The following is a 23974-nucleotide window of genomic DNA, read 5'->3' on the forward strand; positions in this document are numbered from 1 at the left end:
CCCCCTATCCTCTATTCATAAAGGATTCTGGTTTGAACAAATGGCTGATTCAGCTTAAAAAAGCGACCTATAATACTTCATTTATGTATAACCTGCGGATGATCGTCGCTTTCGCAGGTACCGCGTTTATTCCCTATCTGTTAGATCAGCAATTAATGACGATCCCATTAACATTAGGGGTTGTTGCTGCTGGGCTGAGCGACATCGATGATCGCTTCTCAGTACGTATCATGAATCTGATTTATACCTATATTGGTTTCTTTATTGCGGCAGCTTCTGTTCAACTGTTATTCCCATATCCTGTACTTTTTGCTTCAGGCCTGATCATCTCTTGTATTGGTCTCATTTTACTGGGCTCATTAGGCAGACGTTATGCCACCATCTCATATGGTTGCTTAGTAATTTCTGTCTATGCCATGCTAGGTGTTGATATTTTTGACGAATGGTACATGCAACCCAGTCTTTTGGTGATTGGTGCCATTTGGTATGGGATTTTGTCTACGCTTAGTTTCTTAATTTTTCCAGCTCGACAAGTTCAAGATCAGCTCTCGAAAAGCTATTCTTCACTCGGTGATTTCCTTTTTGCTAAATCTAATCTCTTTGATGTAGATATGACAGCAAATAGCTACCAAAAAAGTATGATCAGCTTGTCGCTGGAAAATGGGAAATTAGTAGGTATTTTCAATGATATGAAAACCACACTCCTTACCCGATTAAAAGGAGATCGTGGTCAAAGTGATACCCGTCGCAGCTTACAATATTATTTTATTGCACAGGACATTCACGAGCGAGCTGACTCGGCACATATTGATTATCAACAATTAACCAAAGCCTTTGAACATAGTGATATTTTATTTCGCTTCCAACGCATTTTGACACTGCAAGCAAAAGCCTGTAAAGATTTAAGTGAAAGCATCTTAAATCGCACAACTTACCAGCATAATCCACGTTTTGAACATGCATTTAGTAATCTCAGAAAGTCATTAGAAAAAATCCGTGATGAACAAAAACATGATCTTATCTGGGTCAATGCTCTTTTTGCCTTACTCCAGAACTTAAAAGCCATCGATGCTCAATTACGAAATCTTGAAACTGAACGGCATATTAAATTTGATCGCACTAAACATTTAGAAAACCAACTTAAAGATGACGATCTAAAAGGTTGGGAAGATATCGTTTCTCGTATCAAACAGAATTTAACACCTGAATCCGTTCTCTTTCGACATGCGATTCGTGTTTCCATCGTACTTTTCATCGGATATGTTTTTGTTCAAGTCACCAATATCGAATACGGTTATTGGGTACTGTTAACAGCCCTATTTGTTAGTCAACCAAACTTCAACGCCACAAAACGTCGACTCAGACTCAGGATCATGGGAACACTCGGTGGCATTATTCTTGGTTTTGCAATTCTGTATTTCGTTCCTTCTGTCGAAGGTCAACTCTTATTATTAATTGTGAGTGGCGTCCTATTTTTTGAATTACGCAGTAAGCAATATGCGCAAGCCACTGCCTTTATTACGATCTTAGCCTTAATTAATTTCAATTTGGACGGTTTAGGTTTCCAAGCAGCATTTCCTAGAATGTTAGATACTTTAATTGGCTGTGCATTGGCATGGTTTGGGGTGAGCTTTATTTTTCCAGATTGGAAATTCAGACGACTCCCCCATTCAATCAGACGTTCACTTGAAGCTCAATGCCAGTATCTTACTGAAGTCGTCCAACAGTACCATCATGGACGTAATAACAGTTTGAACTACCGCGTAGTCCGCCGCACTGCACATAATCGTGATGCTGATGTTGCATCACTCATATCGACATTAGCAACAGAACCTGATTTTGATCCAACACAAAAAGCTTTAGCATTTGAGTTCCTCTGTCTCAATCATACATTTATCAGCTATATTGCTGCGCTAGGTGCACACCGTGAAAAAATTCAAGATCAGTCAACATTAGAGCTACTTCAGCAAGCGTTAAATGATATCCAAGGTGCTTTTTTGCGAGATGAATTCCCTGAGCTAAATCTGACAAATTTGGAGTCCGCGATTCGTGAACGTTTGAATAAAGATGATCAGGATTCACATAAATCATTGATTGTTTTACAGCAACTTTCTTTAATGCTTGGTGTATTAAGACGATTGAGTACCTTAAAACAAAGTTTAAGTCATGAACATGATACTCAATCCAGCGCATTGGCATCACTGTAAATGTTGAATTTTCAAGGCAGTAAATTAGTACAATATACTCCCTGATTGTATTAATTTAATGCTAAACTCTGCTCAGATATACACATTTTGTTAACGAAACTATGACTGCAAAAAACTTATACGCCTACACTTTACAACCCGTTCCTTACGAGGTTACTGAAGCTGAACAACGCCATGCGCAACTCGCAATCTGGCGCAGCACAAATAAAATTGGAACTAAAGCTTGGGCTATTATGGGTGCAATTACTGCGCTTGCAATTTTGGGTCTAATTTTTATTAAAAATTACTCTACTGTATTTTGCTGGGTGGCTTTAGTCTGTGTGCTGACATACTTTTTAGTGCGAAAGTTTGGACTAGAATGGTACGCTAAACGTAAAATGAATGAGTTTCCAGTACAAGAAATTACTGGAATTAAATTAGGTGTTCAGCCTCATGGTATCGTGATGCGTCAAAAAATGGGACTACAAGAAGGTGTAGGTTCAATTGGTTGGAAAGATATCTATGAGTGGTATAACACGCCAGATTTCATTTTGGTGAACTTTAAAGTTAAAGGTCAGCAAGGCGCTTATATCTTGCCAAAACGAATGAACAGCAAAAATTTCTCTTTCGAGACCATCCGTAAACATCTCAAAGAAAGCGTTGGTGAGCCAAAATCACTGTAAATACGGCTTTATATTAAAACCTCCAACTTTGGAGGTTTTTTTATCACAATTTTTTATATGAGAATGAGAATAAATATTATCTTCAAATACATTCCACTTTTTTTGAGTTAGGTTATAATCGCACCATTCAAAAATTCCAATTCACTCAGACCCTTATGTTCAAGAAAATATTTTTCCAGTTACACTGGTTTTTCGGAATAACAGCAGGCCTTATTTTGGCACTTATGGGTGTCACTGGGGCGATATATTCTTATGAGCAGCAAATTATCAAGCTGATCAATCAGGAAAGTTTTACAGTTGTTGCTGAACAACGCCCAAAATTAACACCAGCTGAAATTTATCAACATTTCCAGCAGGAGCATCCTGATCTTAAAATCAATAGCATTACAATTGCTGCTCAACCTACTGACTCATCGAGTATCAATGTTGCGAAAGAAGGCGAACGTCGTGGTTTGACCATGATGATCAATCCCTACAGTGCTGAATTACTACCTGAAATTAAAGGTCGAAAATTCTTCGCATTCGTACAACAACTACATCGTAACTTGACAGTCGGACCAGTTGGAAAACAAATTACCGGTGCATGTACACTGATTCTTATTTTCTTTGTCCTCAGTGGCTTATATCTACGTTGGCCGAAAAAACACAGTTTCAAACAATGGTTTTCAGTTAAACCCAAATTAAAAGGTCGAAACTTTATTTGGGATTTACACGCAGTCGTTGGAACATGGGTGGCCATTTTCTATCTCATGTTGGCTTGCACAGGTTTATATTGGTCATATGACTGGTGGCGCAACGGCATGTTTAAAGTGCTTGGTGTTGAGCGCCCGCAACCCCAAATGCAAGCGGGAGGTCCTGGTTCAAATGCTGGACCAAATGCTCAACGTGAAGGACGTGAAGGACGTGAAGAGCGTAAATCACTCCAAACAGAACAGATTCACTTTGCGCTCAACCAATCTTGGTCTACTTTTAATCAACAGTTTAAAAATCAATTTTCTTCCGTAACCTTCACCATTCCTAAACGTGCAAACGGTGAATTAGAACTGAGTTTCGTTGATCCTGTTCCGCAACATGAACGTGCTCGTAACAAAGCGACTGTCGACTTAAATACGAATCAATTGAAAGATGTTGAATTGTACGAAGACAAAAAGCTCAATGAAAAAATCATGAGCAGCATGTTACCTGTACACCGTGGCAGCTTCTTTGGTCCTATTTACCAGTTCTTCGCGATGTTAGCTGCACTCGCTATGCCGTTATTCTTTGTGACGGGTTGGATGCTCTACCTCAAACGCCGCAAGCAAAAACAATTGACCCGTGAAGCGAAGCAAAATTTAGCAGTGGTTGATGTTGATCCAAATGCCAAACCTTGGCTCATCGCTTATGCAAGTCAAACTGGTGTATCCGAGCAATTGGCTTGGCGTACAGCTTCAATTCTGCAAGCAGCACGCCAACCCGTCACTGTTAAATCAGTGCAAAGCCTGACCACTAATGAGCTACAAACAGCATCTCAAATTCTAGTGGTCGCGAGTACTTACGGTACAGGTGAAGCTCCAGACTTAGCTGCAAGCTTTGAAAAGAAATTGATGTCTCATCCACTGAATCTAAGTCATGCTCAATTCGCAGTTATGGCACTTGGTTCACGTGAATATCCTGACACTTATTGTAGTTTTGGTCATCGTATTTATGACTGGTTCAATGCATCTGGTGCAACTCCCCTCTTTAATGTGATTGAAGTGGACAATGCCAATAACCAAGATATTCAAAATTGGACAGATGCACTCGCACAAGCTGCTCAATTGGAATTAGCAACACTATCTATTGATAAAGTCTTTGATCAATGGAAACTTCAAAAACGTACACTGCTTAATCCAAACAGTTTGGGTCAACCAGCTTATAATTTAGAGCTTGAGTCTGATCACGACGCGATCTGGCAAGCTGGAGATATTGCGGAAATTCAACCCGGCAATAGCATTGAACGTATTCAAGCATTTTTACAACAGCATAACTTAGATGAGGCTTTAGTTCTCGCAACTACAGGTCAAACCTTAGTTGAAAGCCTGTGGAATAAAAATTTAAATAGCGAGATTCAGCCATTTGCTACAGCTGAGGAACTCGTTGAGCAGCTTGAAAATTTACCTACTCGTGAATATTCGATCGCAAGTATTCCAACTCAAGGCATGATGCGCTTGGTGGTACGTCAACAACGTGATGAACAGCAGCAACTCGGCTTAGGCTCAGGCTGGTTAACACATCATGTTGCGGTTGGTAGTCAGGTACAACTTCGTATTCGAACCAATGAATCATTCCATTTAATTGATGATAATCGACCGATTATTTGTATCGGTAACGGGACAGGAATCGCAGGTCTAATGAGCCTAATTTCAGCTCGCGTACGTTTGGACTACACTGACAACTGGCTCATCTTCGGTGAACGCCAACGCGAACATGATTTCTTTTATAAAGAAACAATCGAAGCTTGGCAAAATACAGCGATGTTAAAGCGTATTGATCTCGCGTTCTCTCGAGACCAACCAGAAAAAGTCTATGTACACCATATTCTGCGTCAAAATGCGGATGAAGTCGTTAAATGGATTCATCAAGGTGCTGTCATCTATGTGTGCGGCAGTATCAATGGTATGGCAAGCGATGTTGATCTAGCCTTAATTGAAATCTTAGGTGACACTACTGTAGATGAATTAAGACAAGCTGGTCGCTACCGTAGAGACGTTTACTAACACGGTTATTATGATCAAAACCGAGCACGATTTTTATTTAATCTGCTCGGTTTTTTTATGCGCTATACTTTTTCGCATTTCCCACTAGTGATGACATCGAATGTATATAAGGATTTTAAAATTTTTCGCTTGGTTAATAGCATTGATACTATTAATCGATGGAATCATTTTAATCAGTCAAAATAAAATTCATTTAGGTACTGTACTTCCAGCATTTATTGGCATAATGATTATTGTATGTCTGTTTTTTAATAAGAAAATCCAACACTACCGTTTGAATCATTCTAACTTTAACTTGTTTTGGAAAATGGGATGGACAATTTTTTCCATCTGGTTAATCAGCTTGGCTATTTTTTTTAATTTTTTAGCTAAATCAAATCATTCCCCCATCATGAATACACCACCTGATGCGATTATTATTTTGGGTAGTGGTTTAATCAATAACCAACCCTCCCCAACGCTTCAGGCTCGATTAGACCAAGGTGCAACGATCGCCGCTCAATATTCCAGTAGTTCTATTATTGTAACTGGCGGTTTAGGTTTTGATCAGAAAATTACTGAAGCTGCAGTGATGAAAGCATATTTGATCGACAAGTATCGTATTCACCCACAGCGTATATTTGAAGAAAGTCAAAGCGCCAGCACCGAACTCAATTTAAAAAACAGTGTTCCGCTGCTAAACAAAATAGACTTAAACCAAGATAGTCATATTGTGGTTGTCACCAGTGATTTTCATACCCCACGTGCTGCAGCCATTGCCCGATTTCAAGGTTATACCCAAATCACATCAGTCAGTGCTGAAACTCCTTTAACCACACGATATAACGCATGGCTTAGAGAATATTTTGCTTATATTAGTGGCTGGATCTTAAAAGAATACTAAATTTTTTATTTATCATGTATTCGGATTTTTCGAGGAGAAGGAACCCCTTCTCTATTTAATTTTTCAGGTTGATCGATCGATAACTGGTATAGATAAGCTTTTAGGTCAATTAGAAATTGTCGCCCCGATACCAAAACATTTTGACCTTCTGGCATCAAGTTCAGTGACAAGTGAGTATTATGTTGTCGAATATAAGGAACAACTTGTTCAATAAATGGTATCAGTTGGATTTCCTCCACATGATATTTTTCCCACTTATCACGAACCAATAATTGTGCCATTCCTTTACTTTGCCAAACAGCAAGCGTGCGCTGACCAGATGGAGTGGAGCACAATGCCCAACCATCATTATATAAACTATAAACTTTAGCCTGAGCTACAATTGTTTCCATAAATTGTTGGTATTGTTCTTTTGGAGAGACAACTGTAGAGGCAATAGAGGTACTTGAAGGCTTACGCTGGTATGGATTTCTCATAATTCTATTATAAACATGAATTCATCATATTTTATATAAATTATAGAAACTTAAAAGACTTTTTATAGAAAGAATATGGTGGGCGCTGACGGGATCGAACCGCCGACATTCTGCTTGTAAGGCAGACGCTCTACCAACTGAGCTAAGCGCCCTTGAGGAATAAAAATAGCACCGCTATTTTTAAGATGCAAGAAAGAAATCTTGCTGATTTAAACCATTATATCTAGACAAGGGATCTAGAAAATGGCGCAGCGGACGGGACTCGAACCCGCGACCCTCGGCGTGACAGGCCGATATTCTAACCAACTGAACTACCGCTGCAACGGCAACTGCTTACGCAATTAGGGTCATATAAGCTTTTCAGCTTGAATATGGTGGGCGCTGACGGGATCGAACCGCCGACATTCTGCTTGTAAGGCAGACGCTCTACCAACTGAGCTAAGCGCCCTTATTAGGCTTTGATTTTTAGGATGGCGCAGCGGACGGGACTCGAACCCGCGACCCTCGGCGTGACAGGCCGATATTCTAACCAACTGAACTACCGCTGCATCACAAAAAATCTGGTGGGCGCTGACGGGATCGAACCGCCGACATTCTGCTTGTAAGGCAGACGCTCTACCAACTGAGCTAAGCGCCCTTAATAAGGTCATTACATAAAATGGCGCAGCGGACGGGACTCGAACCCGCGACCCTCGGCGTGACAGGCCGATATTCTAACCAACTGAACTACCGCTGCACTTATGTAATATCTCTATTAAAGTACAAACAATCTATTAAGTTTAAAGTGGCGCAGCGGACGGGACTCGAACCCGCGACCCTCGGCGTGACAGGCCGATATTCTAACCAACTGAACTACCGCTGCACTAAAACTTAACGTAAAGGCTTGGTGGGCGCTGACGGGATCGAACCGCCGACATTCTGCTTGTAAGGCAGACGCTCTACCAACTGAGCTAAGCGCCCTTTACGACTTCATCGTTTGTGTGGTGCATTATAGAGAATCCTCAGATACTGTCAAACGCTTTTCTACAGGTTTCTCAGTTTTTCAGTTTGAATGATTAAAAAATAGATCATTTCTCTTGAAAAATCGCTTTTTTGTCTATTATTTGCCTGATTAGAGATATGTTTTTATTTTTATTCAAAGTTTTTATCACAACACATTTTACGATTCTGATTTAAATTTGATCCAATTCGATCTCTTGTTCTGAAATATAGACTAAAGCGCCTTCGTCCAATATATCAAATAGCTCAATGACATCTGCACTGTGCATTCGAATACATCCATGTGATTTAGGAATACCTAAAGGTTCTGACTCTGGCGTACCATGAATATAGATATATCGATTATAGGTATCACAACCCTCCCCTTGATTAAAACCAGGTTCTAAACCTGCTAACCAAAGAATTCGAGTTAGAATCCAGTCACGTTCTGGAAATTGCTCACCAAGTTCCACATCATAGATCTCCCCAGTCCAAATACGTGCTTTAAAAACAGCATTGATTGGGTGGTCATCGCCAATTTTTTGTTCAATGCGATGCCATCCTCTTGGTGTTTTACCTGAATTTTCCTGTTCACCTATACCGTTCAATCCAGTAGACACCAAATAGCTTTTTTTCATACGTGGTACATATAGAACTTGTTTCGCCATATCAATCAGGATATCCGCCTGACTTAGGGTATAACTTTCAAGATTTGGGTTCATACAAAACTCAGGGTTAAATTATTTTTAATCATTTATTTAAACAATATTTTTTGATTCAGGTCTTAACCACAACCAAATCGCGACAATTAGCATGGTGAGATTCGTAAAAATTTTTACTAAATCAGGAGCATTGGTATAAAGCATAAGAATACCGCTGATCAACATCATCATCGAGGCGAGCCATTTTGCTTTGCGTGGAACCGTGCCATGCTCACGCCAATTTCGCAGTGTTGGTCCATATTTAGGATGATTGAGTAGCCAATCATCAACCTGTGGCCAACCTTTTGAAGCAGCCCATGCGGCAAGAATTAAAAAGACTGTGGTTGGCAATCCTGGCAATAGCGCACCAATAAAACCTAGAGTCACAAAAATAATGACCAAGCTCCGCCAAAACACGATTTTCATACCGCAACTCATTCAGTTGAATCTCACTAGTATATATGCTTTTGTGGTAGTGTCTGATTGTAAATTTATTTTCAGTTTTGAATTCTAGTTGGAGAAACGGTGCAATCTGATTTTTATGAGCCATGGCAGAACTTTCATCATACAATTGTACGTCAACTGGCTTTTGTCATCGCAAGTCCTAATATTATTCGTTTTGCGCCTAAAGAATTAACGATCGTTCATCCTTTTGAATTGCACCATGAACAATTTTGGCAAACTCAGTACGAAAAATATATCTCCAGACTGCATGATCTAGATCAAAACCCACAAGAGCTGATTGATTTTATTCAGCAACTTAAAAGTACGCGTCTAGGTTTGCGCTTTGAATTTTTAATGTGGTTCTGGCTGCAAGATGATCAACGCGATCAAGCTGATTTTTCGCTGTTAGATCACAGTGTTCAAATCATTGACGGCCGCCATACTTTGGGTGAAATTGACTTTGTGATATTAAATCATCACACCCAAGAAATTGAACAATGGGAAGTTGCACTGAAATTTTATTTAGCAGAACAAGACTTTCAACTTCAACATTGGTACGGATTAAATCGAAGCGACACTCTATTTAGAAAGCTCAATCATTTTACGCAAAAGCAATTTCAATTTACTCAAGCCAATACTTATAAAATTGATCGAAAAATTGCGGTGATGAAAGGTCAACTCTACTTTCCGTATCATACCGAACTTCAAACCTTACCTAACTGGGTCAGCCCACATCGTCGTATAGGCACATGGGGACATCAATTACGATCATCTTTTTATCGACTGGAAAGACAGGAATGGATTTGTCCGAATGCAAGTCAGACTTCAAATGAAGCACATTGGTGGAGCAATGGGCTTTATCACAATGTACAAACAAATCAGTTTTATATGTACCGTCAACCAGCTTTAAAGCTCCCTTACGTGTAGTTCGTGTAATAAAAAAATGTATCGAATACAATTAATAACATTCTGATAATAAAACTCTCATATTCTTCTAAATGATTAATTTTTATTCTGATTAAGCATCAAAATAATTTACAATCATTGGAGATAATGATGAAAAAAGTATTAGCCGCTTCATTCGTAGTTGCATTTGTATTAACTGGTTGTAATACATTCAAAGGTTTTGGACAAGACGTTTCAAAAGCTGGGGAAACTGTAACAAATACTGCTGAAAAAACTTCAAACGAAATTCGTAACAACTAATTCGAAGTTGAAGCTAAAAGCCCTATTTTTTAATAGGGCTTTTTTTATTTAAATTTGATTTCCTTGAATGATTAATATTTTGCATCAAATTCAACATACTTTATGATAGATCAACTTTGACCAATTCGATTTCTCTCCATGACCCAGTCTGCAACACTCGATTTAAGCTTACAATTACTTCGCCAACCTTCAGTGACCCCTGTCGATCATAACTGTCAAAATATTATGGCTGATCGATTATCAAAGATTGGTTTTAACATTGAAAATATGCGTTTTGAAGATGTAGATAACTTATGGGCTCGTCGCGGGACTGAATCACCTGTGTTTTGTTTTGCGGGTCATACTGATGTTGTTCCTACAGGCAATCTAGAAGCGTGGAACTCCGATCCATTCGCCCCAGAAATTAGAGATGGAAAGTTATACGGGCGTGGCAGTGCAGATATGAAAACGGCGTTGGCAGCCATGGTAATTGCCTCTGAACGTTTCGTTGCTAAGCATCCAGACCACAAAGGTTCGATTGCTTTTTTGATCACTTCAGATGAAGAAGGTCCATCTATCAATGGAACAGTGAAAGTTGTAGAAACTTTAGAAGCACGCCAAGAAAAAATGACATGGTGTTTGGTCGGTGAACCGTCAAGTACGAATACTTTAGGTGACATTGTTAAAAATGGCCGTCGTGGGTCTCTCAATGCCAATTTAACAGTGAAAGGTAAGCAAGGGCATGTGGCCTATCCACATTTGGCAATTAACCCAATTCATAAAGCCTCAAAAGCAATTGCTGAATTATGTGAGACAGAATGGGATCAAGGCAATGAGTATTTCCCTGCAACGTCTTTCCAAATCTCCAATATTTCTGCTGGAACGGGTGCAACCAATGTTGTGCCTGGCACGATGAACTTATTATTTAACTTCCGTTATTCTACAGAAGTTACTGCTGATGAATTAAAAGCACGTACACATGAAATTTTAGATCGCCACGGCGTTGAGTATGATATCGAGTGGACACTATCAGGTTTACCATTCCTTACCCCTGTTGGAGAGCTCGTCAATGCTGCCAAAAAAGCGATTTTGGATGTGACTGGTACGACAACAGAATTATCAACCAGTGGTGGTACATCAGATGGCCGCTTTATCGCACCAACTGGAGCTCAGGTACTCGAACTGGGCGTACTTAATGCCACAATCCATCAAATTAATGAACATGTTGAAATCGCACATTTGGAACCTTTAGCTGAAATTTATGAAAAAATCTTAATTGAGTTATTGGCATAACGCTAAAATTTAAGAGCAACGAAATATAAAAAAGGATGCGAATGCATCCTTTTTTAATTCGCTTAAAATACTTCAATCCTGTTTTAAAAGCTGATTGATCTGCTCAATCAACACTGCTTCTTGGAAAGGTTTACCCATATAAGCCGATACACCAAGCTCAAGAGCATGTTGTTTATGCTTATCCCCCACTCGTGAAGTGATCATAACCACAGGTAAGTTCTGCAAATGTGGTTGATTTCTCAGCCATTGCATCACTTCAAAACCATCCATTCTTGGCATTTCAACATCAATTAACATTAAGGCAGGTGTTGAATGCTGTAAATATTCAAGTGCTTCAATGCCATCTGTAGCTGTGACAATCTGGTAAGCATAACGCTCCAGTAGCTTAGATGTCACTTTTCGAACTGTGACCGAATCATCAACCACTAAAATCGTAGGTGCCTCATTGTCATGTTTTAAATTTGAGAGCTTCGACTCTGGATGTACAGGCCAATCCTGCTGAGTGAGATATTGAACCACACGATTTACATTTAAAATTGGGCAAATTTCTCCACTGCCCATAATGGTTACACCGCTGAGATAATCAATTTGATGGATCAGCCCTCCAGTCTGTTTCACAATAATTTGTGAATTAGTTCCTAAGACCTCATCAACGAATAAAGCCACAGGTTGAGACTGGTGCATATTTACCAAAATCACTGGAACTTTTGGGGTTTCTGAATATGGTGAGTTTCTTTTTATATGTTGATTTAACAATACGAAGTCAGCCAAATCATTTAATTGATAACTTGCTTCATGCACTCTCAACAACTGACCCTGTTGTTTCGCATGATTTAAATCATGTCTATCGATCATTTCAACACGTTGTATTTGATGTAACGGTAAGGCAAAGAATTGGTCCGCAACTTTTACCATTAATGCTTCAGTAATAATTGAAGATTTAGGAATTCTGATTTCAAAACAAGTTACTTGTCCTCTTTCCGAAGAAACATGAACATGCCCACCCAATGCCTGTATTTCACTTTTTACGACATCTAAACCGACACCACGTCCTGAAACCGTTGTTAATTTTGCAGCAGTGGTAAAGCCTGGTCTAAAAATCAATTGTAATAGTTCAGTTTCAGAATATTCCCGTTCAGCATTGAGCCAACCAAATTCAACAGCTTTTTGCTTAATCTCTTGTGAATCAATTCCTCGACCATCATCCTTGATCAAAATACTCAGCTCATTGTGATGATTCACCAGTGTCAGTTGCATGACTGCTTGTTCAGGTTTATTTAATTTCAACCGCTGTTCTGCTGACTCAATTCCGTGATCAATCGCATTACGCAGAATATGCTCAAGTGAGGTGATCAACTTTTCAAGAATACTACGATCTAACTCGATGTCTGCATGTTCAATCTGTAACTGAACAGATTTATTCAGATTCATCGAAAGTTGCTTGCATAAGCGTTCAAGACGCATTTGTATCGTCTTGAATGGTACGACACGAGTACGCATCAACGAGTGTTGGATGTTGTTTTGTATTCTTGCCTGCTGAATCAATATACTTTCCGCAGATTGAAGCTTTTCATGCAGAGAGTTTCTGATATCTAACAAGTCTGATGTTGACTCTGATATTGATTTTGAGAGTTGATTAAGTGATGAATATTGATCCATTTCTAAGGGATCAAATCCATGCTCGGCGGAATTATGTGATCTACGTTGTAATAAAATTTGGGATTCTAATTCCCCTTCCATCCGTCTCAATTGTGAAGTAAGGCGCTGAATGGTTTGATCCATTTCTACCAAATTTGACCGATATGATTTTAATTCTACTTCGACTTGCGAACGTTGAATCAAATCCTCCCCAATCAAATTAAGGGTTGCTTCAATTACAGCAGTAGAGACTGAAAGTGTCTCGTTCGCTACGGCAGATTGCACAAACTTTTGCAAATTACTACTCATTGGAGGCGGTAAAACACTCTCCTTAGCGTTAGATGGTTCAATCTGATGTGAGTTTTGCTGAATGGAAGAAGAGTCAAACTTTGATGAATTATTATGCGTAGTGACTAAATCACTTAAATTGGTTTCAAGGTCCGCTGATAAAGTTGAATGAATACTAAAATCTGAAGACATGTGGTGAGTGATATCATTTTGCATCGAATGTACTAAGTTCAGCTTCGAGTCACCACCCTTAAGATTTAAATGTCCAAGCTCAATTAAACCCTGAATAATCCTTGATGCCTGCTCTATCGGATAATCGACAGACTCAATTTTAATGATATTGACACGCCGTACCAAATCCTGCTGTAAGGCTTTAATCAAAATAATGAAACTTTTTATATCAATGTGTTGCTCTGAAATGAGTTGAAGATATACAGATTCAAGCTCATGGATTAGATTTGCAAAGTAATCTGCTTGCAACATGTATGCACCACCTTTCAACGTGTGCAGTTGCCGCATAATTTTTTGGATACACGTAGCATCTTCTTGATACTCTAACCATGTATTGAACAAGTCTTCGATTTGAGACAAAATTTCTTCCGCTTCCTCGACAAAAAAAACACTTACTTCGCGATCTAAGCCCTGTTTTGCTTTCGCTGAATCTTTGAGTGCGTAATCTATATTGAGTAATGTCAGAATTGTTTCATCTAAGGATCGAGCAGATACTTCGCTCTCCTGCTCTATAGTACCACTACAATTCGATTGATTGGAAAAACTGAAGTATTCATGATTAAGTTGTTTTAAATCATCTAATAGTTGCTGAGAAGCCTCATTATTTTGAGCCAATTGACCTATAGCAAGTTCATCAAATATTTCTAAGAGTTTTTCATGCCCTTGTTGTAAAACTCGGTGGACATTTGAGTAGGCAATTGAATTCGGTTCTCTTGCAATGTTGGAGTGAATTGAACTCAAAATTTCTGAAATTTTTCGAAGGAGATCAAAATCAACTTTAATGGCAAATTTAGCAATTGAACTGAGTTGTTGACTCAGTAAGCTCGAACGTTTAGTAGTACGTGTAGAGCTAACGAGGTTAGAAATACCATCTTGTACAAAGGTATCGATAAGGAAAACATCTTCTACACCCAAATCTACAATTTTCTTGAGTAAATCATGCGGATCAAGATTTGGATCGTTCTGTGTAATCTGTTCTGAGAAGTCTCTCAATGCGATTAAAAAAGTATGCTCTAATGCCTGAAACTGTTGTTGTCTCGTTACGTTGTCACCTGTTGTTTGCAAGCTTTCTAAGTAATACTGGATTAAATCAATATACTGCGTTGTGAGCGCTTGCAATTCTTTATTGTTGGTATCAAGAAATGGATTACGTTGTATTATTTTTTCGAATGACTGACTCAATACTTCAATTTTCTCAAGTCCAACAATTGCAGAACTCCCCCTGAGAGAATGGACAACACGTGCAAGCGTATCCACCTGAAATTGTTGATTGGATTTATCCAACATATCTTGCAGGGATTTCAATTGTTCTGAAGCTTCAGCATAAAAACTTTGCAGAACCTCGTTATCCCATATTTGAGTATTCTCCATTGTGGCTGCTGCTGAGAGTGAATTTGAGTCATTCAAACAATGACATTCAATCCTGAAATCTAGATCTAGCTGTGTGAGATGAGCGTTGACCGCCAACAAAGGATGCAATGATTGATCTATGATATTTGAATGTTCTAATTGCCGACCTAAAAGCAATAGAGGTTTAACATCTAATTGAATCGCTTGTTTCACTGTTAAACTAGGCACAATGATGTAGCGATATATACGAGAGATCAGCTCAACATACTCAAGGACCAGTTGACTCCATGAACGTTGCTGATCCAGCCTAATATTCAGTATTGTCTCAACGGTCCATGCAAGCTCAGAAACTGAGTTGAATCCAAGCATTCGACCTGAACCCTTTAAGGTATGAAAATTACGGCGCAATGCTTGCCAAATATTTACCTGTTCTAAATCATTCGATAAGACTTGAAGATTTTCTGATATTTCTAGAAGTAATTCCTTAAGCTCTTCAGCAAAGGTGGTAATAAGCTCCTCATCTTCAAAATTTGATTCATCCTGAGGAAGCTGCATATCTATATATGCACGATGGAGTGCTTCTGAAAGATATAATTGTATTTTATTAGGATTATTATTTTTCATGGCTCAATCACTCAGGTAATTTGAAGTTTGCAACTGATTTCCTTAAAGAATCAGCCATTTGAGTGAGTTCTGCTATCGATTGAGCAGTATCTAAGGTTGAAGCATGATTTTCTCGTGTGACATCTTGCACAAGCGACATTGTCTTCGCAATTTGACCCGCAGCAGCTGACTGAACTTTTGAGGATGCTGAAATATTCGCAATCAGTTGAGCCAACTGTTTTGAAATCAACTGAATATCTGCAAGTGCTGCTCCTGCATCTTGAGCAAGTCCAGTCCCCTTAACCACCTCAGAAGTTGTTTGCTCCATAGACCGAACGGCCTCATGCGTATCTAATTGAATATTTTTTACCAATATCTCAATATGTTTGGTCGCAGCAGTTGAACGTTCAGCTAAACGCTGCACCTCATCAGCAACACTCGCGAAACCTCGTCCAGCATCGCCTGCCATTGCGGCTTGAATGGCTGCATTCAAAGCCAACAGATGCGTTTGCCCTGCAATGTCTTCAATGGTTGCAACAAAGTTACCAATCTCTTGAGTAGATTCACCCAGCCTTTTAATTTTTTTAGATGTTTCTTGAATCTGCCCTCGTATTTGATCCATTCCATCTATTGATCGTTCAACCACTTCCCCACCCTTCGCTGCGATAAGTACAGCGCGCTGAGCAACTTTTGCAGATTGCGCTGCATTTTCATAAACGTGATCAATTGAGTCCGCCATGTCATGAATGGCGAGCGATGTATTTTGGATTTCACGAGCTTGCAGCTCTGAAGATTGCGCCAATTGTGAACTCATGTGCTGAGTTTGATGAATATATTGGGTAACTTGTTGAGAAGCCTGATTAATTCTCATCACCAAATCACGCAAATGATCTATCGCTACATTAATTGAATCCGCGATTGTCCCCGTAAAATCTGCAGAAACCGCAGCATATTTGGTCAAATCGCCTTCAGCTAAATCCCCAATTTCATCTAAAAGCCGATAAATCGCCGTTTGATTCTTCTTATCTTTATCCACTAGCTCCATCAAACGCAGACGATCTTCTTGGCTTCTCAAAATAAAAAGTTTAATCACTGCAAAGGTGAAGCTCGATAAACTAATCAACAATAAGAGTGACAGTAAAATCAGTAACCACGTAGAACCTGTGCGAATTTCATTGAGGGCTACTTGAATTTTTTGTAACTGAGACTCCGTGATATTGCTTTGAGACTCTAACCATAGTCGATCTACTTCATTTAAAGCCGGACTATAAAAATAAACTGATTTTACATTTTCAAGTTGTGAACTAAAAATAAGCTGAGAGTTTTTGAGAATCTGTAATGTGTAATCTGTAGGATTATCCTCAAACTGTTGAGTCTGAATAATCATCATTTGATTGAGATATTTCAGTTCCCCCACCCCACGACTTTGCTCTACCGTGCGTGGGAGATTAAACATAAGAAACAATAAAATCAGAAAAGCACAAACGAGGCTAATAATAGCCATGATTAAATAAGACTTCGTTTGGGCAGATTGCCCAAACAGCTCTGAAAACTGTTCAAGTTTTAACTTAAGTGAAGCTTTCCATCCCTGTGTGTTGGAATCTGAATCATTCACATTCCGACTGGTCTTTTTTAACCGTAAACTCACTCAGCTCCCCCAAAAAACTATTGCTGACTACACATTAAATTGAATTTGATGTGAACATGTGCTTTAGACGATCATGCTCATATAGCAGACTCATCATCAGCACAGCTACAGGTGTTGAATGATCGAGAAAATAACCTTGGCAAAACGATCTATATGGTTCTGCGATCAAATCCGAACTGGTGCTATAGGTATTATTCTTATAATGTTTTACACCAAGGACTTCATCCACAAGCAATCCAACACAGTCTTGCCCCACGTTAAAACATAAAATTTTCACATTAGCGTGTAATTGTGTTGATTTACTCAAAGCAAATTGCTTTAGATCTAATACGGACAGTACTCGACCTCGCAAATTCGCCAAACCTAAATACCACGGCGGCGTAAGTGGTAATGAGGTAATGCTCAGTAAAGGGCTAACCTCCGCAATATCACCAAGTGGGGTAATAAATTGCTGCTGCTCAACTTTAAAACATACACCAGACCAGAGGTCCTGATTTTGCACATCACGGTACTCATTTGCTTGAGCCGACTTAGCATTACTGGCTTGCGTTAACCAGTGTTGTTGATCACTTTCATCTTGAGTGATCATGCTGTGCCTGTATTTAAATATTGCTGAATGACATCAAGTAATCTTGATTCATCTACAGGTTTGATCAGGTAGTCGACAGCGCCTTGTCTTTTGCCCCAAATTCGATCCGTATCCTGATCTTTGGTACTGACAATGACAACTGGAATATGCTTCGTTACATCAGCTCTTGCAATTTGCCGAGTTGCTTGAAATCCATTCACACCAGGCATCACCACATCCATAAGTACAAGATCTGGTTGCTCTGCTTGCGCTAAGGTAACACCATCTGCACCATTGGTTGCTTCTAGCACTTCATAGCCATTTTTGGACAGAATTTCTTTAAATCTAAACATTTCTGTTGGAGAGTCATCTACCACTAAGATACGTGTCATATTTTATTTTCCCAGTACTTAACGTGAAGCGACAAGTTTACGAATCGCATTCAATAGCTCATCTTTACTGAATGGTTTCGTGAGGTATTCATCAGATCCAACAACTCGTCCTTTTGCCTGATCAAACATACCATCTTTACTGGATAACATGACCACTGGAATATGTTGGAAATTTTGTGAGTTTTTTAACAATGCGCACGTTTGATACCCATCTAAACGCGGCATCATAATATCTACAAAAATAATATCAGGTCGAGTTTCAGCAATTTTAGATAATGCTTCAAATCCATCTACTGCAGTTACAACGTCATATCCTTCACGCTGTAATAAAGTTTCTGCGGTCCGACGAATCGTTTTTGAATCATCAATGACCATCACTTTAATATTTTGCAGATTATCATCCATTGAATGATCCTTCCTGAGATGAGATTTAAAGAAAAATGAAACGCTTAATTTAGAGAATAACCATTATTTTCTAACATAACATTACATTGATTTTCAATGCAGTTGAGTACTCGCGGAGAGATTGTGTCACAAAGCTTCATAGAATTTAAGGGTGAATCAGATTAAGCGTAAATTATTTAACGGTTTATATTTATAAATTTACCAAAACCTCATAAAATGCTTGTTATTAAAAGCAAAAATTAAAAAATTGAATTGATATCACGGGGGCCAATTCCAATGTTTAATCTTTCGCACAAATCAAGAATTGGGTTAAAGCATCTTCATCATAAAACATTCTTAGTGATCATGATGACATTTGGTTTATGTATCAGTGAAGCAATTGCTAATACCACAGTGACCAAACCGTCTTGGTATCGTTATTATGATAAAAATGGCGTAGCTAATATTAGTAGCTCGGTAACACCCGAGCATATTCGTCACGGTTATGAAGCACTTGACCGTAATATGCAAGTGATTAAAAAAAATCGACCTTATGATGCCGATAAAGAACAGCAACAAAGTGCTGTACGTACGCAACAAGCCAAACAACATGAACAAGATCTACGCTTAAAACGTGCTTATGGTTCTAGTAAAGTGGCTGCGAACAAACGTGATGATATGTTGAAAAACATCAACAAACAAATCACCTTTCAAAAACAACAGTACCAACAACTGGAGCAAGATCGAATATTGTTTAAAAAGCAGGAACAGACCTATATCAAAAAAGGGAATCCTGTCCCTAAAAACTTACAAGATCGAATCACTTATAATGCGCAGAATATGAGTAATATCCAAAAAAATATTGAATCTTTACAAACAAACTATCGAAATACTCAGTCACAATACGACAGTATTATCAAGCGCTTAAAAACTCTTGAATAAAGAAGAGTTTGTCTGAATGGAAAGGAATTATCACATGCCGAATGCGACTCGACACAGCAGTCAGTTTAAGAAATATCTCGTATTAGGAACGCTGTGTACGAGTTGTCTTTTAGCCGCTTGTCAAAAAAATGACGAAATTGTACAGCCAACCTCATCTACCCCTCAAAAAATTGAATTAATACAACAGGACTTAGTCAAAGTTGAAAATGGGGTCTCAAATCTGAAATTTGCTTTCACAGGCACCATACGCGCTGTGAATCAAAGTACAATTCAAGCGCAAGTGACTGCCACTGCTAGTCAAGTCTCTGTACAAGTCGGTGAAAGGGTGAGTAAAGGACAAGTCTTGGTACGTTTAAATAATCAAGATAATGCAGCCCGACTCGCACAAGCTCGCGCTAATCTTGCTTCTGCACAAGCGCAGGCACAACAAGCTGCAAATATGGTCACTCGAAAAAAACGACTTTATGATCAAGGATTTGTTTCTAAGGTTGAATATGAACAAAGTCAAGTTGAGCATAAAGCTCAACTCGAAACTGTACGAGCTCAGCAAGCAAATGTGGATATCGCACTGAAAGCCGATGCTGATGGATTAATTCGTAGCCCCATTTCTGGCGTGATTACCAAACGTCAAGTTGAACCTGGTCAAACCGTTTCAATGGGTCAAACACTATTTGAAATCGTAGATCCACAAAAATTAGAGATTCAAGCAAAACTCCCTGTCGAATCTCAACATGCGCTCAACATTGGAAACAATATTGAATATAAAATTCAAGGGACTACCCAAAATTATGCTGCCAAGTTAACACGCATTTCCCCAATGGCCGATCAAATCAGTCGTCAGGTTGAGTTTTTTGCTCAACCGAATGAATCAATCAATTCACTGAGTATTGGTGCTTTTGTCGAAGGTTTCATTTTAGATGACAAACAAATTCAGGGGCAAAAAGTTCCGCTTGATACTATTCAAGATGCAGATGGCAAACCTTATCTGTGGATCATCCGTGATCAGAAAATTCAGAAAGCCAATATTCGAATTCTAGATCGACAACCCAACGAGAATATTGCAATGATCAGTGGTCTTCAGCCAACGGATTACATCAGTAGAATTAAGTTTAATAATGATGACTTAAATAAAACAGTCTCAATTGCTTCAAAGTAAGACAGGATCTGAACTATGTGGTTAACTCGAATCAGTGTGAAATATCCTGTCTTTACGATCATGATGATGCTATGCCTGATGGTATTGGGCTTATCATCATGGCAACGAATGGGAGTTGAAGAATTCCCTGATGTCGATTTCCCATTTGTGGTCGTGTATACCACTTACCCAGGTGCTTCTCCTGAAACTGTTGAATCTGAAATTACCAAAAAGATGGAAGATCAGATCAATACAATTTCAGGTGTTAAACAAGTGATATCGCAGTCGAGTGAAGGACTCTCTACAATTATCACTGAGTTTAATTTGGATGTTCCTTCAACCGTTGCAGCTCAAGATATTCGAGACAAAATTGCGCCAGTGACAGCTGAATTTCGTGATGAAATTACTGATCCTATTGTTGAGCGCTATGACCCTTCAGCAGGTGCCATCATGTCGGTGGTATTTGAGTCTGAGAATATGTCACTCCGAGAGCTCAGCTCTTATTTAGATCAAAAAATTGTTCCTCAATTGAGAACTGTTCGTGGGGTAGGTACAGTTAACCTGCTAGGTGACTCGCAGCGTCAAATTCGTATTGAAGTTAATCCACAAAAATTACAAAGTCTTGGTGTTGGCGTTGATCAAGTCATTAACACACTAAAAGGCGAAAACATTGAAGTCCCTGGGGGCACACTCAAACAGTCAAATTCAGAGCTGGTCGTTGAAATTAAATCAAGAGTAATTCATCCCCAATCCTTTGGGGATCTCATCGTCGCGAGTAAAAATGGCACGCCAATCTACTTAAAACAAGTAGCTGAAATTTACGACAGCCAAGCTGAACTCGAGTCGAGTGCCTTCATTAACGGTCAAAATGCTGTCGCGTTGGATATTCTCAGAAGCTCTGATTCAAATGTAATTGATGTTGTAGATGCGGCTTATAAAACACTAAACCGTATAGAACAACAACTCCCGAAAGGGACAACATTGAAAGTAGTTGTCGATACATCTCGAGGCATACGAGCAAGTATTGGTGATGTTGCCCGTACAATTATTGAAGGTGGTGTACTTGCGGTTATCATCGTTCTACTGTTTTTAGGTTCATTTAGATCGACGATTATTACAGGCCTTACCCTGCCAATCGCCTTACTTGGTACATTAACGTTCATTTGGGCTTTTGGTTTTACCATCAATATGATGACTCTTCTTGCCCTGTCTTTAAGTATTGGTCTTCTTATTGATGATGCAATTGTGGTACGTGAAAATATTGTCCGCCATGCTGATATGGGGAAAGATCATGTGACTGCTGCTTTAGATGGAACCAAAGAAATTGGGCTGGCAGTTCTCGCAACCACTTTGACTATTGTTGCGGTGTTCTTACCAGTTGCATTCATGGGCGGTATTATCGGTCGTTTCTTCTACCAATTTGGCGTGACAGTGAGTACCGCCGTACTGATCTCAATGTTTGTCAGTTTTACGCTCGATCCAATGCTCTCAGCTCACTGGGCTGAACGTCATCATCCAAATAAAAAACCGAGCGCATTGAAACGCTTCTTCAATGGGATCTCAAATAAACTTGATTCATTAAATGAAGTGTACGAGAAGCTGCTAAAACTGGCTCTAAGATTCCGCTTTATAACAATTGTCGTTGCTGTTGCTTCACTGTTTGGCGCGCTCGCGCTATCAAAAATGGTGGGAACAGAGTTTGTACCAGTTCCAGATAAAGGTGAAATTCGGATCAAATTTGAAACGCCCGTAGATGCTTCACTCGAATACTCTCAGGCAAAGTTAAAACAAGTTGAATCTATTATTCGACAGCATCCAGAGGTTAAAGGAACGTACGGCGTTATTAATGGGGTGACTGATCGCGGGAAAAACCACGTAAGCATCCGAGTCAGTTTAAGTCCTCGCCAAGAGCGCTCTCAGACACTGACTGATTTAACCAATGAGTTTCGTGATCGACTACAAACCGTGGCGGGTATTACCCTCACCTCTATAGCTTCAGCGGATGAAACTGTGTCTGGTGGTCAAAAGCCTGTCATGATTTCCATCAAAGGGCCTGAGCTAGATGAATTACAAAAAATTTCTGATCGCTTCATGGTGGAAATGGCAAAAATTGATGGTGTCGTCGATTTAGAAAGCTCGCTCAAAGAGCCTAAACCTACCCTTGAAGTGCATGTAAATCGTGTACTTGCAAACGATTTAGGATTATCAGTCAGCCAAATTGCCAATGTGATCCGCCCTCTCCTTGCTGGTGATGATGTAACGACGTGGAAAGACGAAAAAGGTGAAACCTATGATGTCAATTTGCGCCTCTCTGAAGATCAACGTACGCTTCCAAGTGACATCAATAATTTATATTTAAAATCGCAAAAAGTGGATGCGAATAATCAACCGATCTTGGTTCCGCTCTCAAGCGTAACAAGCACACAAGAAAGTTATGGTGCATCTCAAATCAACCGTCGTGATTTAGCACGTGAAGTCATGGTTGAAGCCAATACTTCAGGTCGACCTGCAGGTGATATTGGTCGAGATATTAAAGCATTACAAGATAACTTCGAGATGCCTGCCGGCTATGGTTTTGAAACACAAGGTGCAAACGCAGATATGGAAGAATCGATTGGGTACGCTGTTACAGCTGTTACACTTTCTATTGTATTTATCTATATTGTTTTAGGCTCTCAATTCAATAGTTTTATTCATCCTGCGGCGATCATGGCCTCATTACCATTGTCATTGGTCGGGGTATTCCTTGCATTATTCTTATTTAACTCAACAATGAATTTATTTTCCATTATTGGCATCATCATGTTAATGGGATTAGTAACCAAGAATGCGATTCTCCTCATTGACTTTATTAAGAAAGCTATTGATCGCGGTCAGACACGTTTTGATGCCATTATTGCTGCAGGTAAAACACGACTTAGACCCATTTTGATGACCACGAGTGCGATGGTCATGGGTATGGTGCCATTGGCATTAGGCTTGGGTGAAGGAGGTGAACAAAGTGCTCCGATGGCGCATGCTGTCATTGGGGGCGTCATTACCTCTACCCTGCTGACCTTAGTTGTCGTTCCCGTTATCTTTACTTACTTAGATGACTTTAAGAATTTTATGGTACGTCAAACACGAAAATTCATGTCATAATGTAGAGAATTGTCATGAGGTGTCATTCAAAATGCTCACCTCATTTTTTATCGTATAATCTTATGCTTTAACGCTCATTATTAGGACAAA

General features: G+C 39.3%; 17 protein-coding genes, 8 tRNA genes and 1 pseudogene. 10 read left to right on the forward strand and 16 right to left on the reverse strand.

Features of this window, described 5'->3' with window-relative positions; genetic code table 11:
- Positions 1 to 32: 32 nt before the first annotated feature.
- The 4 genes from yccS (at position 33) to AC1M86_RS08325 (ending at position 6487) form a co-directional block, all read left to right on the forward strand.
- Positions 33 to 2207, forward strand: coding sequence for a YccS family putative transporter (gene yccS / locus AC1M86_RS08310; RefSeq protein ID WP_481607731.1), 2175 nt, complete (start codon positions 33 to 35; stop codon positions 2205 to 2207).
- Between the two features lie 101 nt (positions 2208 to 2308).
- Positions 2309 to 2869 carry a YcxB family protein gene (locus tag AC1M86_RS08315; RefSeq protein ID WP_035268336.1) on the forward strand — a complete coding sequence of 187 codons (561 nt, stop codon included), beginning with the start codon at positions 2309 to 2311 and terminating at the stop codon, positions 2867 to 2869.
- Between the two features lie 155 nt (positions 2870 to 3024).
- On the forward strand, positions 3025 to 5604 hold the full coding sequence (locus AC1M86_RS08320; protein WP_481607732.1) for a PepSY domain-containing protein: 2580 nt from the start codon (positions 3025 to 3027) through the stop codon (positions 5602 to 5604).
- A gap of 142 nt (positions 5605 to 5746) precedes the next feature.
- On the forward strand, positions 5747 to 6487 hold the full coding sequence (locus tag AC1M86_RS08325; protein WP_481607733.1) for a YdcF family protein: 741 nt from the start codon (positions 5747 to 5749) through the stop codon (positions 6485 to 6487).
- A 5-nt stretch (positions 6488 to 6492) separates the two neighbouring features.
- Here the strand turns inward: AC1M86_RS08325 and AC1M86_RS08330 are convergent, their stop codons facing one another.
- The 11 genes from AC1M86_RS08330 to AC1M86_RS08380 all read right to left on the reverse strand — a co-directional run bounded on the left by AC1M86_RS08330 (position 6493) and on the right by AC1M86_RS08380 (position 9068).
- Positions 6493 to 6963 (reverse strand): DUF2750 domain-containing protein, encoded by a 471-nt coding sequence (locus AC1M86_RS08330; protein WP_035268330.1) that lies wholly within the window; start codon positions 6961 to 6963, stop codon positions 6493 to 6495.
- Between the two features lie 76 nt (positions 6964 to 7039).
- Positions 7040 to 7115: transfer RNA gene (locus AC1M86_RS08335), tRNA-Val, on the reverse strand.
- A gap of 92 nt (positions 7116 to 7207) precedes the next feature.
- Positions 7208 to 7284: transfer RNA gene (locus AC1M86_RS08340), tRNA-Asp, on the reverse strand.
- 51 nt (positions 7285 to 7335) lie between these two features.
- Positions 7336 to 7411, reverse strand: a tRNA-Val gene (locus tag AC1M86_RS08345).
- A 23-nt stretch (positions 7412 to 7434) separates the two neighbouring features.
- Positions 7435 to 7511: transfer RNA gene (locus AC1M86_RS08350), tRNA-Asp, on the reverse strand.
- A gap of 13 nt (positions 7512 to 7524) precedes the next feature.
- Positions 7525 to 7600: transfer RNA gene (locus AC1M86_RS08355), tRNA-Val, on the reverse strand.
- A 22-nt stretch (positions 7601 to 7622) separates the two neighbouring features.
- Positions 7623 to 7699, reverse strand: a tRNA-Asp gene (locus AC1M86_RS08360).
- Between the two features lie 49 nt (positions 7700 to 7748).
- A tRNA-Asp gene (locus AC1M86_RS08365) sits at positions 7749 to 7825 on the reverse strand.
- Between the two features lie 22 nt (positions 7826 to 7847).
- Positions 7848 to 7923, reverse strand: a tRNA-Val gene (locus AC1M86_RS08370).
- A gap of 212 nt (positions 7924 to 8135) precedes the next feature.
- Positions 8136 to 8663 carry a cell wall-recycling L,D-carboxypeptidase ElsL gene (elsL, locus tag AC1M86_RS08375; protein ID WP_035269058.1) on the reverse strand — a complete coding sequence of 176 codons (528 nt, stop codon included), beginning with the start codon at positions 8661 to 8663 and terminating at the stop codon, positions 8136 to 8138.
- A 36-nt stretch (positions 8664 to 8699) separates the two neighbouring features.
- Positions 8700 to 9068, reverse strand: a complete 369-nt coding sequence (locus AC1M86_RS08380) for a YbaN family protein (RefSeq protein ID WP_035269059.1) — start codon at positions 9066 to 9068, stop codon at positions 8700 to 8702.
- Between the two features lie 99 nt (positions 9069 to 9167).
- Between AC1M86_RS08380 and AC1M86_RS08385 the strand changes: the two genes are divergently transcribed.
- From AC1M86_RS08385 to dapE, 3 genes are all read left to right on the forward strand, one after another.
- On the forward strand, positions 9168 to 10013 hold the full coding sequence (locus tag AC1M86_RS08385) for a DUF1853 family protein (RefSeq protein ID WP_092766977.1): 846 nt from the start codon (positions 9168 to 9170) through the stop codon (positions 10011 to 10013).
- A 126-nt stretch (positions 10014 to 10139) separates the two neighbouring features.
- Complete coding sequence (locus AC1M86_RS08390) at positions 10140 to 10292, forward strand: entericidin A/B family lipoprotein (protein WP_092766976.1); 153 nt, start codon at positions 10140 to 10142, stop codon at positions 10290 to 10292.
- A gap of 138 nt (positions 10293 to 10430) precedes the next feature.
- A complete protein-coding gene (gene dapE, locus AC1M86_RS08395; protein ID WP_481607734.1) occupies positions 10431 to 11564 on the forward strand; it encodes a succinyl-diaminopimelate desuccinylase in 1134 nt (377 codons plus the stop codon).
- Between the two features lie 72 nt (positions 11565 to 11636).
- On the opposite strand, the gene AC1M86_RS08400 is transcribed toward dapE, so the two are convergent.
- From AC1M86_RS08400 to pilG, 5 genes and pseudogenes are all read right to left on the reverse strand, one after another.
- Complete coding sequence (locus AC1M86_RS08400; RefSeq protein ID WP_481607735.1) at positions 11637 to 15695, reverse strand: hybrid sensor histidine kinase/response regulator; 4059 nt, start codon at positions 15693 to 15695, stop codon at positions 11637 to 11639.
- Between the two features lie 7 nt (positions 15696 to 15702).
- A pseudogene (locus AC1M86_RS08405) lies at positions 15703 to 16827 on the reverse strand (methyl-accepting chemotaxis protein); the annotation flags it as partial.
- Positions 16828 to 17356: 529 nt separating this feature from the next.
- Positions 17357 to 17911: a chemotaxis protein CheW gene (locus AC1M86_RS08410; protein ID WP_481607736.1), complete on the reverse strand. Its 555-nt coding sequence runs from the start codon at positions 17909 to 17911 to the stop codon at positions 17357 to 17359.
- On the reverse strand, positions 17908 to 18282 hold the full coding sequence (locus tag AC1M86_RS08415) for a response regulator (RefSeq protein WP_035269071.1): 375 nt from the start codon (positions 18280 to 18282) through the stop codon (positions 17908 to 17910). The genes AC1M86_RS08410 and AC1M86_RS08415 overlap by 4 nt, the downstream gene beginning before the upstream one ends.
- 18 nt (positions 18283 to 18300) lie before the next feature.
- Positions 18301 to 18687, reverse strand: coding sequence for a twitching motility response regulator PilG (gene pilG / locus AC1M86_RS08420; protein ID WP_035269072.1), 387 nt, complete (start codon positions 18685 to 18687; stop codon positions 18301 to 18303).
- 276 nt (positions 18688 to 18963) lie between these two features.
- Here pilG and AC1M86_RS08425 point away from each other — a divergent pair, with 276 nt between their 5' ends.
- The 3 genes from AC1M86_RS08425 to AC1M86_RS08435 are packed head-to-tail and all read left to right on the forward strand — an operon-like array spanning position 18964 to position 23884.
- A complete protein-coding gene (locus tag AC1M86_RS08425) occupies positions 18964 to 19608 on the forward strand; it encodes a hypothetical protein (protein ID WP_481607737.1) in 645 nt (214 codons plus the stop codon).
- Between the two features lie 34 nt (positions 19609 to 19642).
- Entirely contained in the window at positions 19643 to 20764 is a 1122-nt protein-coding gene (locus tag AC1M86_RS08430) for an efflux RND transporter periplasmic adaptor subunit (protein WP_481607738.1), read from the forward strand.
- Between the two features lie 15 nt (positions 20765 to 20779).
- A complete protein-coding gene (locus AC1M86_RS08435; RefSeq protein ID WP_481607739.1) occupies positions 20780 to 23884 on the forward strand; it encodes an efflux RND transporter permease subunit in 3105 nt (1034 codons plus the stop codon).
- Positions 23885 to 23974 lie beyond the last annotated feature (90 nt).

Source organism: Acinetobacter sp. ANC_7654, from assembly GCF_056779855.1.

Coding starts and splice junctions, on each gene's coding strand:
- AC1M86_RS08435 (WP_481607739.1), top strand. CDS start 20,780: ATGTGGTTAACTCGAATCAGTGTGAAATATCCTGTCTTTACGATCATG.
- AC1M86_RS08330 (WP_035268330.1), bottom strand. CDS start 6,963: ATGAGAAATCCATACCAGCGTAAGCCTTCAAGTACCTCTATTGCCTCT.
- elsL (WP_035269058.1), bottom strand. CDS start 8,663: ATGAACCCAAATCTTGAAAGTTATACCCTAAGTCAGGCGGATATCCTG.
- AC1M86_RS08315 (WP_035268336.1), top strand. CDS start 2,309: ATGACTGCAAAAAACTTATACGCCTACACTTTACAACCCGTTCCTTAC.
- dapE (WP_481607734.1), top strand. CDS start 10,431: ATGACCCAGTCTGCAACACTCGATTTAAGCTTACAATTACTTCGCCAA.
- AC1M86_RS08415 (WP_035269071.1), bottom strand. CDS start 18,282: ATGACACGTATCTTAGTGGTAGATGACTCTCCAACAGAAATGTTTAGA.
- AC1M86_RS08390 (WP_092766976.1), top strand. CDS start 10,140: ATGATGAAAAAAGTATTAGCCGCTTCATTCGTAGTTGCATTTGTATTA.
- AC1M86_RS08430 (WP_481607738.1), top strand. CDS start 19,643: ATGCCGAATGCGACTCGACACAGCAGTCAGTTTAAGAAATATCTCGTA.
- AC1M86_RS08320 (WP_481607732.1), top strand. CDS start 3,025: ATGTTCAAGAAAATATTTTTCCAGTTACACTGGTTTTTCGGAATAACA.
- AC1M86_RS08410 (WP_481607736.1), bottom strand. CDS start 17,911: ATGATCACTCAAGATGAAAGTGATCAACAACACTGGTTAACGCAAGCC.
- AC1M86_RS08425 (WP_481607737.1), top strand. CDS start 18,964: ATGTTTAATCTTTCGCACAAATCAAGAATTGGGTTAAAGCATCTTCAT.
- pilG (WP_035269072.1), bottom strand. CDS start 18,687: ATGGATGATAATCTGCAAAATATTAAAGTGATGGTCATTGATGATTCA.
- AC1M86_RS08400 (WP_481607735.1), bottom strand. CDS start 15,695: ATGAAAAATAATAATCCTAATAAAATACAATTATATCTTTCAGAAGCA.
- AC1M86_RS08380 (WP_035269059.1), bottom strand. CDS start 9,068: ATGAAAATCGTGTTTTGGCGGAGCTTGGTCATTATTTTTGTGACTCTA.